This window comes from Nostoc sp. (assembly GCF_036917515.1).
In the GTDB taxonomy this organism is placed as follows: domain Bacteria; phylum Cyanobacteriota; class Cyanobacteriia; order Cyanobacteriales; family Nostocaceae; genus Nostoc.
Genome location: NZ_JBALDE010000152.1, coordinates 1 through 13,445, shown reverse-complemented (window position 1 = coordinate 13,445; position 13,445 = coordinate 1). Strand labels below are relative to the sequence as shown.

At 39.6% G+C, this 13,445-nt stretch carries 11 protein-coding genes; 9 read left to right on the top strand and 2 right to left on the bottom strand.

The genetic code is table 11. From position 1 onward, the window contains the following. Window positions 1-345 precede the first annotated feature (345 nt). The 9 genes from hepC to V7K89_RS19510 all read left to right on the top strand — a co-directional run bounded on the left by hepC (window position 346) and on the right by V7K89_RS19510 (window position 12,190). Entirely contained in the window at window positions 346-1,065 is a 720-nt protein-coding gene (gene hepC / locus V7K89_RS19550; RefSeq protein ID WP_335189953.1) for a heterocyst development glycosyltransferase HepC, read from the top strand. Between the two features lie 211 nt (window positions 1,066-1,276). Continuing rightward, window positions 1,277-3,127 (top strand): heterocyst formation ABC transporter subunit HepA, encoded by a 1,851-nt coding sequence (gene hepA, locus V7K89_RS19545; protein ID WP_335190059.1) that lies wholly within the window; start codon window positions 1,277-1,279, stop codon window positions 3,125-3,127. A 184-nt stretch (window positions 3,128-3,311) separates the two neighbouring features. Further along, on the top strand, window positions 3,312-4,472 hold the full coding sequence (locus tag V7K89_RS19540) for a glycosyltransferase family 4 protein (protein WP_335189951.1): 1,161 nt from the start codon (window positions 3,312-3,314) through the stop codon (window positions 4,470-4,472). Window positions 4,473-4,536: 64 nt separating this feature from the next. Beyond that, window positions 4,537-5,529 (top strand): glycosyltransferase family 2 protein, encoded by a 993-nt coding sequence (locus tag V7K89_RS19535; RefSeq protein WP_335189949.1) that lies wholly within the window; start codon window positions 4,537-4,539, stop codon window positions 5,527-5,529. Between the two features lie 174 nt (window positions 5,530-5,703). Continuing rightward, window positions 5,704-6,897, top strand: a complete 1,194-nt coding sequence (locus tag V7K89_RS19530) for a glycosyltransferase family 4 protein (protein WP_335189947.1) — start codon at window positions 5,704-5,706, stop codon at window positions 6,895-6,897. After that, on the top strand, window positions 6,815-7,741 hold the full coding sequence (locus tag V7K89_RS19525; RefSeq protein ID WP_335189945.1) for a glycosyltransferase family 2 protein: 927 nt from the start codon (window positions 6,815-6,817) through the stop codon (window positions 7,739-7,741). Before V7K89_RS19530 ends, V7K89_RS19525 begins: the two co-directional genes overlap by 83 nt. Before the next feature lie 46 nt (window positions 7,742-7,787). Beyond that, window positions 7,788-9,257, top strand: coding sequence for an O-antigen ligase domain-containing protein (locus V7K89_RS19520; protein ID WP_335189943.1), 1,470 nt, complete (start codon window positions 7,788-7,790; stop codon window positions 9,255-9,257). Between the two features lie 32 nt (window positions 9,258-9,289). Further along, window positions 9,290-10,420 carry a glycosyltransferase family 4 protein gene (locus V7K89_RS19515; RefSeq protein ID WP_335189941.1) on the top strand — a complete coding sequence of 377 codons (1,131 nt, stop codon included), beginning with the start codon at window positions 9,290-9,292 and terminating at the stop codon, window positions 10,418-10,420. A 120-nt stretch (window positions 10,421-10,540) separates the two neighbouring features. Then, entirely contained in the window at window positions 10,541-12,190 is a 1,650-nt protein-coding gene (locus V7K89_RS19510; RefSeq protein WP_335189939.1) for a GMC family oxidoreductase, read from the top strand. Between the two features lie 82 nt (window positions 12,191-12,272). Here the strand turns inward: V7K89_RS19510 and V7K89_RS19505 are convergent, their stop codons facing one another. Together V7K89_RS19505 and V7K89_RS19500 are read right to left on the bottom strand one after the other, a co-directional pair. Continuing rightward, entirely contained in the window at window positions 12,273-12,395 is a 123-nt protein-coding gene (locus V7K89_RS19505; protein ID WP_335189937.1) for a hypothetical protein, read from the bottom strand. 108 nt (window positions 12,396-12,503) lie between these two features. Next, window positions 12,504-13,361, bottom strand: coding sequence for a helix-turn-helix transcriptional regulator (locus V7K89_RS19500; protein WP_335189935.1), 858 nt, complete (start codon window positions 13,359-13,361; stop codon window positions 12,504-12,506). Window positions 13,362-13,445: the final 84 nt, after the last annotated feature.

Genomic DNA, 13,445 nt, shown 5'->3' with positions numbered 1-13,445 from the left:
AATGAACACCTCAGCGTAATTAAACGTAGATATAGATTCATGGGTAATTTCTCTCTACACTTCTCTACTGTCAGTAGTTTCCGGAAAATCATGATTTGCCCATGAATGTTAATAGTAGCGGTGATTGCTACCTATGTAATTAGTATCTGTCTAATTTGTAAATTTATACATCAGCAGAATTCTACGCAATACGTGCCTGGCTGAGTGACAAATACTATAGCATATTTTTGCCCTCAATTATCTCCAACTTTTTGGACTTACAACAAGATTCGGATTTGGGTCTTTGGCATTAATAGCCTTTGATAACGCCTCAGTAATTTATTCCTGTATAAACCCAAAGACATTATGACAACTTCAATAATTCCAACTTTAGAGAATTTATATGATGTAACCCAGTCACACCAAGATAATTGTGGGTACTGCACACTTCAGTGGCGACGGGGTAAGCTTTTGGTGAAAGTACCTGGACGAGTTAAACAACCATATTTGGCTTCATTAGATAATAAGCGATCGCTAGTAGAATGCTTACAACATTCTCCAGTAAGTTTGGTCAGCATAGATCCAAAATTGGGTGAGGCTTGGCTCAAATTTTGGGCAGATGCATGTCAAGCAGCTCAAAAACCAATATTCCTAAGCATACCTGCTAGCAATAAACTTCCTAACCAACCCTTGAGACAATTGCAGCGAGTAATTGATTGGATTGCTGCTTTCGTATTGCTGCTATTAATAAGTCCAGTCATGTTGGGATTGATTGGATTAATGCAGGTTTACTCGCCAGGGTCACTTTTTTGTCATGAATGGCGTGTTGGGGAACGGGGTAAACTCTTTGAAGCGATCGGTTTTTGTACCCACAATACCACACCGCTAGCGCGTTGGATGGTTAAATACAATCTCGACAATCTGCCACAGTTATTTAACGTGCTACGGGGTGACATGAGTTTAACCGGATCTCGTTGTTGGACTTTGGAAGATGCAGTACAGCTAAATAAATTACCAGAAATTACAGCTTCCTGGGAAGTAGAGGCACAGTCTCATCTATTACATCTGGATAGCCAAACCCTGTAATTTATCTGTGCGATAATTGATGATTTCATCTACCGCACTAAGGCTCAAACAAAAGTTGTTTACGTAGCATCTATAGAGTAATTCGGTTTTAGATAATTGGTTTTTCAAAACGCGATAAATCGCATCTCTACATCAAGATTTTATTGCTCATTCTGAACCGTATCAATCTATAGATATCTATCTACCTTGCCAAAATATTATGATAACATCCATGAATTTCCATCTGACTCAACCACTCAGTAATCTACTTAAGGCTAGCAGCTTTTGGCAGGACAACTATTTGATATTGCGAGAATTCAAACACTTTCGCAAAATTGCAATTTTAGCTCTGATTTTCTCAATTTTGGCAGCAACCTTTGAAGGTGTAAGTATTGGTTTTTTACTTTCATTTTTGCAAAGCTTAACTAGCCCCAATGCTCAACCTGTGCAAACAGGAATAGAATGGTTTGATCTTTGGATTTTAGGAGCCAAGACATCAGCAATTAATCGTTTATATCGCGTATCTTTGCTGATTCTATTGAGTACTTGGTTACGTGCCACCTTCAATTATTTTTCTCAAGTCTATACTGAATTATCTCAACTACATCTTGCCGATCGCTTACGCAAGCAAATTTTTGAACAGTTACAATCCTTATCGCTAAGTTACTTTAGTAAAACTCGTTCTGGTGAACTAATCAACACAATTACTACAGAGATTGAAAGAATCAGACAAGGTTTTAGTGGTGGAGCTTTTTTAGTAACTAGAGGACTAACAACCTTTGTCTACTTAATATCAATGTTTTTGATATCATGGCAATTGACGATAATATCAGCATTGCTATTTACACTTTTAGGTGTAGGGTTGTCAAATCTGAATGCTAAAGTCAGAGAATCAAGTTTTGGTATGACAACTGCTAATGCTAATTTTACATCAACAGCCGTAGAATTTATTAATGGTATTCGCACTGTTCATTCTTGTGGTACTCAAGATTTTGAGCGTCAACGTTATTATAAAGCTAGCGATAAGGTAATAAGTACTACAACAAAAGTTGTATTTACCTGGACACTAGTGAAGCCAATTGCCGAAGGGGTAGCGACTACGGTGTTGATTGGAATGATTATTTTGGCATTCACTAGTCTTGTCACCAATGGAACGCTACAAGTTGCTTCTTTACTAACCTTTTTCTTTGTACTATTTCGCTTTATTCCATTTGTTCAAGATATTAATGGTACGAGAGCATATCTTAGTACTTTACATGGTTCAGCAGACAATATTAAAAATCTGTTGACAAGTGATGAAAAATATTACTTTCAAAATGGCAGAGTCAAGTTTAAGGGATTAAATAGATCAATAGATTTAGTATCTGTGGATTTTGGCTATGATGATGAAAATTTAGTGCTGCATAATATTACCCTGACAATTGAAAAGGGAAAAATGACAGCATTAGTCGGAGCATCTGGCGCTGGTAAAACAACTCTAGCTGATTTGATTACCCGATTTTATAATGCTACAGATGGATATATTTACATTGATGAAATCGAGATCCGACAGTTTGAAATTAACTCTCTACGCCGCAAAATAGCTGTTGTCAGTCAGGATACTTTTATTTTCAATACTAATGTTTGGCAAAATATTTCTTACGGAACTCCAGAGGCAACAAGTGAGGAAATTCAAGAAGCCGCTAAACTAGCGAATGCACTAGAATTTATTTTGGAAATGCCCGAAGGTTTTGATACAAAATTAGGAGACCGGGGTATCAGATTATCTGGAGGACAAAGACAGCGAATTGCGATTGCACGAGCTTTACTGCGTAACCCAGAAATTTTAATTTTGGATGAAGCAACTAGCGCCTTAGATTCGCTATCTGAGCGCTTGATTCAAGATTCATTAGAAAAGCTATCTGTTGGTAAAACAGTAATTGCGATCGCTCACCGTCTTTCTACTATTTCTAAAGCAGATAAAGTTGTAGTTTTAGAAGAGGGACGGATAGTAGAACAAGGTAAGTATCAAGAACTATTGGAACTAAAAGGCAAGCTTTGGAAATATCATCAAATGCAGTATGAAGTAAGGCAGCAAGATTAGAAAAAACATCCAATTAACAAAGTACTTACAACATATTTATCGGCTGTAAATTTCTACAGCCGTAACCTAACAAATATGTAACAATAATTTTGCTAAAAAGTAAAACAATAATATTTTAAACACTTATTATTCCGATAAATAAGTTATTAAAATTAGTCCTATATACTTAAAATTCATAGAAAATATGTCCCAGGAAATCTTTGATAAAGACCTAATCTATCAATGCTCAAGTTTCGGTGTCGGTGGGAGCGGAGGTGTTGAAACTTATTTGGCTTCTCTTTTTGAACATCGACCACCTGATGTTAGCGATCGCGTGATAAAATCACTTAAAAACATTGATCAAAGTCAGTTCAAACTGCTGCATATCCACAGTCCAGATTTGCTATTGCAGCTTACAGGAGAATGTCCTGCTATCTTCAGCGTTCATAATCACTCATTTTACTGCCCTAGTGGCACAAAGTATTTAGCAGAGCAACGGACAATCTGCGATCGTAACTTCTCTTACTTAGGATGTACCTGGGGTAAATTAATAGATAAATGTGGTAGCCGTAGACCTTTAAGAACTTTTAAGGAACTTCTAACTACTCATCAGTTTTTAGATATCTTGAAAAGGCTAAAAATTACTTTCATTGCTAATAGCGAATATGTGCGGCAAGAGTTAATTCAAAACGGTGTACCCCCAGAACAAACTATAACGCTACACTGTGGAATCTCTATACCAGAAACAGCAACTTCCCCTCTAAGTTTGGAAGTACATCAAAATCAGAGAATTTTATTCGCTGGACGAATTGTTTCTGATAAAGGTCTGGAATGGCTACTCAAAACCTTAATACATACAGACCCAAAAATTCAACTTGATATTGCAGGTGAAGGTTGGGAACGACCACGGTTAGAAAAGTTAGCAAGCACACTCGGATTAAATAAGCGAATCACTTGGCATGGTTGGTGCGATGCGGATAAATTAGATAAACTTTATCAACAGTGTTTTGCAGTCATCTTTCCCAGTGTTTGGCCTGAACCTGCTGGTCTTGTAACTCTGGAAGCATACTCTCGTTGTCGGCCTGTAATTGGTAGTGCAGTCGGAGGGATTCCAGAACATTTACAAGACGGAGAAACGGGTATTCTTGTTCCCAGCAATAATATCCAAAAGCTGGCTGATGCTATTAATGAATTGTATAGAGATTATCAAAAAAGCCGATACATGGGTGAGCAAGGTCATACTTTATTGATGAAGGAATTTACAATGGCTGCTCATGTAAATAATCTCCAGACAATTTATGCAAAAACAATAGCTGAATTTCCTTCTCAAGCCAACAAACTATATAGTATCTCTCAAGCTAAATAAGCTGAATTTACTAAAAATATCAAATAGTACATCTTTTACTTAGAAAATATAAAGGAAGAAAAATATGTCATTACATCAGGAATGTCAACAACCTTTAGTCAGTGTTGTTATCCCCACCTATAATCGACCAGACTATCTCAAGCAAGCGATCACAAGTGCTATAAACCAAACTTATCAAAATATTGAAATTATTATTTCTGATAATTGTAGTTCCGAAAATCCCCAAGCACTTGTCGCCTCTTTTGGAGATTCACGCATCAAATTTTGGCAGCATCAGCAAAATGTAGGTATGTTAGCTAATCAGCAGTATGGCTTTAAAATGGCCCAAGGCAAGTATGTTGCTAGTTTACATGATGATGATATTTGGAATGAAGACTTTTTAGCAAAGCTTGTACCACCACTAGAAGCAAATTCTGATTTAATTCTCGCTTTTTGTGACCAATATATTATAGATGCTAATAGCAGAATTAATCATGCTGGCACCGAAGAAAATACCCGTGCTTACAAGCGAGACAAATTAGCAAAAGGAATTCATCAACCTTTTTATAAAATTGGATTGGTAGATAAAAGTATACCTACTGCTGCATCTTGCGTGATTCGGAATAATTTGGTGGATTGGTATAGTATTCCCTCAGAAGTTGGTGGAATGTGGGATTTATATTTAAGCTATTTATTTTGTATATCTGGCTATGGTGCTTATTATTGTCCAGAAAGATTGACACGATATCGCGCCCATGAGCAAACTGATACTATGCTCAGTGGGAGTCGAGATGTGCAAGCAAAAATTCGCAAAGCTAAAAGCGAAATGTTTTGTTATCAAGTATTTATGGAAGACCCTCGTTTACAGGAATTTAGAACTCATTTTCAACATAAATGGTTAGAAGCTAATACTACTTTAGGAATTGGTTTGCTACGAAGCGAACAGATAGCCGCCGCACGTCCTTATTTTTTGCAGGCGTTGAATCAACAAAAATTTAATGTGCGAACTATGGCAGCACTTAGTCTTAGTTTTACTCCGCGATTTTTAGCAAGTAAGTTAATCGGAGTATCAAAATAATATCTCAATATCTCTAAATTGGGAAATTTATTTATTAAACGTAGATGCACGCCTTGCCGCAGGCTAACGCAAAGGGTGTAAAGAGCGTAAAGGGAAGAAAAGAAGATTATTTTTAAATTCTTTCTCTGCGCCTCTACCTTTGCGTGAAGCTCTTTATTCTAAAGGAAGTGGTGTATGAAACTTTGTATTGTTACTCATAAAATCAAAAAAGGTGATGGTCAGGGGCGAGTAAACTATGAGGTTGCTAAAGAAGCAATTCGTCGCGGTCATCACTTGACATTATTAGCTAGTGAAGTCGCACCAGAACTAGAAGACAATAGCCAAGTTAATTGGATTAAAATTCCAGTCAAAGGCTATCCTACAGAATTTGTACGTAATTTCATATTTGCTCAAAAAAGTGCAGATTGGTTACGTAAATATCGCTTTAACATTGATTTAGTTAAAGTCAATGGAGCAATTAATCTGGCTGCGGCTGATGTGAATGCTGTACATTTTGTCCATAGTTCATGGTTGCGATCGCCTGTTCATATATCTCGTAACCACCGCGATTTATATGGTTTTTACCAGTGGCTATTTACGGCTTTTAATGCCCGTTGGGAAAAACAGGCTTTCCAAAAAGCCCAGGTTGTAGTGGCTGTATCTGAAAAAGTAGCTCAAGAATTAGTCAACATTGGTGTACCGCGTTCTCGAATTCGGGTAATTGTCAATGGCGTTGATTTAGAAGAGTTTACCCCTGGTCAAAGCCAGCGCCAAAAATTAGGTTTACCGCAGAATGTCACTTTAGCCTTGTTTGCTGGAGACATCCGCACACCCAGAAAAAATTTAGATACAGTACTACACGCTTTAGTGAAAGTACCCGATTTACATTTGGCGGTGGTAGGTCATATCGAAGGTAGTCCCTTCCCACAACTAGCAGTATCCTTGGGATTAAGCGAACGCGTGCATTTTGTCGGATTTCGCCGTGATATCCCCGAAATTATGCGGTCAGTAGATTTATTTATTTTTCCTTCCCGATATGAAGCTTGTAGCCTCGTATTGTTAGAAGCACTTTCTTCAGGACTACCAGTAATTACTGCCACAGCTACGGGGGGTGCAGAGTTAGTCACACCAGAATGTGGCATTGTCTTACCCGACTCAAATGATATCGATGCTTTAGCTGTGGCGATGATGTCTTTGGTAAGTGTAGATATGCAGCAAATGAGTCAAGCTGCTCGTTCTGTGGCAGAACAACACAGCTGGACTGCGATGGCACAAACTTATGTGGATCTATTCGAGGAGTTAAGCAATGCGGAACACCGTTCTGATACCGACTTATCGCCGTCCACAAGACCTTTCACGCTGCCTTTTGGCGCTACAGGAGCAAACTAAACCAGTCGATCAGGTGATAGTGGTTGTCCGCGATACGGATGCAGAAACTTGGCAATTTCTGGCGCAATATACAGCGCACAACTTGCCACTGCATACTGTGAAAGTGACACAACCAGGGGTAGTAGCAGCCCTCAACACCGGACTAGCAGCAGTGGAGGGCGATATTGTTTCCATTACTGATGATGATGCCGCACCCCACCCGGATTGGTTAGAGCGAATTGCGGCTTACTTTAGCTGCGATCGTCGCCTTGGCGGACTGGGAGGGCGTGATTGGATATACCACGGCAGCAAATTAGAAAACGAATCCCGTTCAGTAGTGGGACAGTTGCAGTGGTTTGGGCGAGTCATTGGCAACCATCACCTGGGAGTGGGAGAACCCCGTGAAGTCGATATTCTTAAGGGCGTGAACATGAGTTTTCGTACCCAAGCAATCGGACAACTGCGCTTTGACGAACGGATGCGCGGTACTGGAGCGCAAGTACACTTTGAAATGGCATTCACCCTGGCATTAAAGCGGGCTGGTTGGAAGATAATTTACGATCCTCGCGTTGCTGTAGATCATTATCCAGCACAACGTTTTGACGAAGATCAGCGAAATAACTTTAATGAAATTGCCTTTATTAATTTAGTCCATAATGAAACCTTAGTTCTACTAGAGCATTTACCATTTCTCCACCGGATTGCATTTTTGTTCTGGGCAGTATTCGTGGGTACATGCGATAGTTTGGGCTTAGTACAATGGCTGAGATTTTTACCTACCCAAGGGCAGTTAGCGGGGAAAAAGTTATTAGCATCTTGGCGTGGACGTTGGCAGGGATATAAACAATTTGTAATTCGTAATTGAAGAACTAAATTGTGAATTACTTTTAATTATGTACATCTAAAATTGAATGAATTCTAAGCAGATACTTTTCAATAGTTTTTTACAAGAAAACTATTCTCCTGAAGAGCGATCGCTACAGGGTTGGATGGCGATCGCAGGCTTTATATTACTAACTGTAGTTTGCTATTTTGCTGGTGCTACTGCCGCATTACGCCTAATTTTCCCGGTGACAGCTTTAGTAGTAGCTGTATTTTTATACTTGCGGCATCCCATTCTCTACATTGGCTTTACTTGGTGGATTTGGTTTCTCACACCCTTAGCAACTCGCTTAGTTGACTATCGGGTAGGCTGGGATGCTAGCCGCCAAATGCTCATAGCACCCTACTTAGTGGTGTTTATAACTATGGCAACATTCTTACGACACTTTCCCCGTGCCTTTCACCAAGGGGGTTTACCGTTTGTTTTGGCTTTTATTGGAGTGTTTTATGGCTTTCTTGTAGGTCTAATTTACAACCCACCTATCCCTGTAGCACGCGGATTGATGGATTGGCTCAGTCCTGTGATTTTCGCTTTTCACTTATTTATTAACTGGCGAGATTATCCCAGCTATCGCCAGAACATTCAACGAACATTTCTCTGGTCTGTATTGATTTTAGGAACTTATGGCGTATATCAATTTGTGGTAGCTCCGGAATGGGATAGGTACTGGCTCATACAATCAAAATTATTCATGAGTTCTGGAAACCCTGTACCTTTCGGGATGCGCGTCTGGAGTACATTACACTCAGTCGGCCCCTTTGGTTCTGTTATGCAGGCTGGGTTACTGTTGTTATTGACCAGTTCAGGAAACTTAATTTTTCCGGCTTCAGCTGTTGGTTACTTGTCTTTTTTATTAACACAAGCACGTACTAATTGGGGAGGCTGGTTATTTGGAATAATTATGATTATGGGTTCAGTCAGAGCCAAAATTCAAATGCGCTTAATTATAATAATTTTGGTCATGGCTATTTGTGTTGTGCCATTAACAACTATCGAACCAATTGCTGGGGTAGTAGCAGCGCGTTTTGAAACTTTTTCTAATATTCAAGAAGATGGTAGCTTTAAAGATAGATCGGGAACTTATGACAGAAATCTTGGTTTAGCCCTTTCTAATGGTCTAGGTAACGGCTTAGGAAATATTTGGAAGGTCAACGAAAAAACTGGTCAAATTGAAGTAGTAGTAATTGATAGTGGCATTTTAGATATGTTTTTCACCCTCGGTTGGTTTGGAGGCATATTTTATATGGGTGGATTAATTTTCTTAATTATTATTATTAGCAGTTATGGTGAAGGTCGTTTCGATAGTTTTGTCAGTGCTGCCCGCGCCATTGGGATCAGTTCTGCTTCACAGTTAGTTATCGGTAGTGGGATGTTGAGCGTGTCAGGGATGATTCTTTGGGGATTTTTAGCTATAGCTATGGCAGGACATAAATACTATAGCAATCCTCAGATGTTCTCCAACATTCCTAACTTCTCTAATAAATCGAGAATCTCATAAATCTTCCAACTTAAATAGGACTTTTATAGATTATGAAAGTAATTGTTGTTATGCCACTGGCCGAGCTACGAGGCGGTGGTGAAATGATGCTTTGGGATTTGGTGCAGCAGGGACGTAATGCTGGTGTTGAGTGGCTGGTGATATTTTTAGAATCCGGCCCGATGGTCGAACAAGTAAAGTCTCTGGGTATTGATGCGCGAGTTGTAGAAAGTGGGCGTTTACGCCAAATCCACCGTTTTATTGGCGCTGTTTTGCGGATAGCTGCGATCGCTCGCTGCGAACGTGCAGATATAATTGTCAATTGGATGTGGATTACACATATATCTGGAGGTTTGGCGGCGATGCTGGTGGGGTTGCCTGCTGTGTGGTATCAACTAGAAGTACCTAGTGATAAAACTTGGTTGGTACGAATTGCAACTTTCATCCCAGCGCGGGCAGTTATCACCCTCTCGCAAGATGGCAAGCAAGCACAAGCAGAAATTTGGCCCCACAGACCAACATCTTTAGTTTATCCTGGTGTCGCATTAGACCGATTTGAGCCTAATGCTTTACCTGCTCCTGAAGAAGCACGGCGAAAACTAGGCTTACCTTTACACGGGCCGTTGATTGGAATTGTGGGACGATTGCAACGATGGAAGGGAATGCACGTATTGGTGCAAGCGATGCCCAAAATTCTACAAAAGTATCCCGATGCTCATTGTGTAGTGGTTGGCGGGAAGCATGATTTAGAACCGGATTATGAAGACTTCTTAAAAACCGAAATCACCGCTTTGGGCTTGAAAGACCAAATAATTATGGCTGGATTACAGCGTAATATCCCGGAATGGGTGCAAGCGATGGATGTATTCGTTCATGCATCAGATAAAGAACCCTTTGGGATTGTGATTATTGAGGCGATGGCGCTGGGTAAACCTGTAATTGCTGGCAGTGCAGGTGGCCCGACAGAGATTATTACTGATGGCATGAATGGACTATTAACACCTTACGGGGATGCGGATAAATTAGCGATCGCAATTCTCCGCTATCTTGACGAGCAAGAATTTGCCCAGAGTGCTGGAGTAGCTGCCAGACAACGCGCCCTCGATTTTTCAACGCAGAATTATGCCCAAAATTTTATTAATGCAATTCGTTCTGCAATACCGAGTGTTTCATCAGCTGAATGAAGTACTAAACTTCTTACAAAAGCCAATTTTATAAAAACAAAACTACAGATTTACATAGATAATTAATTGATGTCAATCTGTGGTTAAAAATAATAAATTAGATTGAAAGGAACTAAATCAATGTTGATTGATAGCCGCAAATTGCCAAGAGATGAAATTATTAATACCGAAGTTTGTATAGTTGGTGCTGGGCCAGCAGGAATTACACTTGCACAGGAATTAATTAAGCAAGACTTTCGAGTGTGCTTACTAGAAAGTGGTGATTTAGAATTTAATCAAGAGACTGCATCTCTTGGTCAAGGCGAAACGGTTGGAGATCCTTTTCCACCACTGCAAGATATGCGTCATCGTCAATTTGGTGGATTGGCTAATGTCTGGAATATTGAAATTAATAAAAATCAACTTGGTCTAAGGCACATGCCCTTAGACGAAATAGATTTTGAAAAACGAGATTGGGTGCCATACAGTGGCTGGCCTTTTAGTAAATCTCACCTCAATCCATTTTATGAGCGCGCTCAAGCAGTCTGTAAACTCGGTTCTTTTGCTTATGAAGCTGAAGCTTGGGAAAATGCTCAATCTCCTCGGACACATTTCACAAGTGACCGAGTTACTACCAGTATGTTTCAGTTTGGCCCGCGCGATATTTTTACCAATGAATATCGACATCAAATTAATCAATCTCCTAATATAACTACATTCCTCAACGCCAATGTGGTAGAAATTGAAGCAGATGAAGCAGCCCAAACAGTGAAACGTGTGCAAGTTGCTTGTTTATCTGGTAATAAATTTTGGGTTGCGGCAAAAGTATTTATTTTAGCCGCAGGTGGTATTGAAAACGCCCGTTTATTGCTGCTATCAAACCGAATTCAAAAGAATGGATTAGGCAATCAACATGATTTAGTGGGTAGGTTCTTTATGGATCATCCTTTTATTCGTTGTGGTATGCTTATCCCACAAAATCGCAAAATATTTAATTCGATGGCTTTGTATGACTTACGCCGCGTGAATAATGTCACAGTCATGGGAAAATTTGCTTTAACAGAACAAGTTATGCGCCGCGATAAATTACTAAATATGACCGCCTTATTGTATCCCAGAGATGAAAGGTTTAGATCGGCAGCAAAGGCTTCTGCAAAAATTTTGTTCTCTTCAGTTCGACAAAAACAGTTACCGAAAAATGTTTTTCAGCATTTGCAAAATGTGATTACAAATATTGATGATTTAGTAATTGATTGGTATAAATATAATCTCAAAAAAGAATATTTATTCCCTGATTTGAGTCATGGAGGATGGTCCTACCATGAAAATAATGAACAGAAATATACAAAGTTTGAAGTTCTCAGCCAAACTGAACAAACCCCAAATCCAGATAATCGAGTGACACTCAGTAATCAATTAGATAAGCTTGGTTATTCGCAAGCAAAATTAACTAATCATTGGAGCGAAATAGATATTTGCAGTGTGAAGCGATCGCAGTTAGTATTTGCACAAGAGTTTGCTAGTGCCGGACTGGGTGAGTTGCAGATTGAATTGGATGGAGATCGTCCAGTTGCTTCTCTTAGCACCCATCATAATATGGGAACAACGCGTATGCATCATGACCCAAAACAAGGAGTAGTCGATGCAAATTGTCAAGTTCACGGCATCTCTAATTTATTTATGGCAGGTAGCTCTGTTTTCCCTACAGGAGGCTATGCTAATCCTACGCTCACTATTGTTGCCTTGGCAATTCGATTGGCTGACCATCTGAAATCACAATTTTGTCACTAAATATAGCAGCAAGTGTAGGGTCATGGTATACCCATTGGTGGCAACTTAAGGAACTAAAGCCCAAATTTGTTGGGTGTAAGCGTCAATCTGTCGATGGCGCGATCGCATCATCGAGTAACTCAAACAGGTTAGACTTTTCTTGAATGGGTGAGTCTTCCTTGCCTCCATCATCGCCCAAAGTGTAATCTGCCAAGACTTGCTTCATGTTGCGGAAGACGTTGTAATAATCAATAGACCTCTTGCAAAAGTCAGTTAAACAGATTCAATTTTGAGCAGACGAAGCTCATAGTTGTACAAACCATCTTTTATTTTTTTACACAAAATACCGAGCTATTAAGGCAGAAGCAAATTTCAGGTGTTGTTCAGCTAGATATTGAGGATAGATAAATTGAGCATTGTCCATAAAACGATAAACCCAGCGACAAAATTCTTCTAGCGATCGCTCAGGCAATTGAACAATATAATCTACGTAAGCAGGTTTGCTATCTTTTCCCGTTGGCCCTGGTTTGATTTCTTGCTTAGGATGTCGCTTTTCGCCTTCCTGGATAAATTCCATAACTTCAGGAAAAAATCGAACTTTTACTTTTATAAGCTCTAGTTCTCCATGAATCTCCCTTTGCTGATCTTTTCTTGAACCTAACTTCAAGCCCCAACCCGCCTTTAAGAGCCGATGAGCGATATGTAAGCTTTTCCATTGGGTAATTGAGCCGCGACCTTTGCTATCTAGAACCTTAAAGTAATCGGTAAAGCGATCGATACGTGACACTGCCAGATGACCGTCTTTATAGTCCTCGTGCAACAAATACCAGGCAATATCTGCATAAATCAGTTGTAAAGGATAAACTTGCTCATATCTGACTTTGTTAGGATTGTACGGATTACGACAGCGATAAAGCTCAACTGCTTGTCCTTTGATAATTGCTGCTTCAAGTGCATCTAGTTTTTCAAATAGCGTGCCTCGGCTTTGATATTTGCCCTTGGCCATCATTTCCACCGGATCGGTGTAGACAATAACTCGATCTAATTGGGTTCTCACCGGATAAAGCATCTCATCTTTCAGCTTTAATCCCCCTAATCGCCGTATTAGTCTTTGATAGATCAGGTTAATTTGAGGATCTTCCTGATACCTTGCCTGAGAGTGTAGGGCATTGAGCGCAACTTGTAATACCAATTCTCTAAAATTGGACTACAGATGAGAGAATAAGAATAAACCAGATGAAGGATGAACAATGTCAGGGATATATCAGCTAGAAAT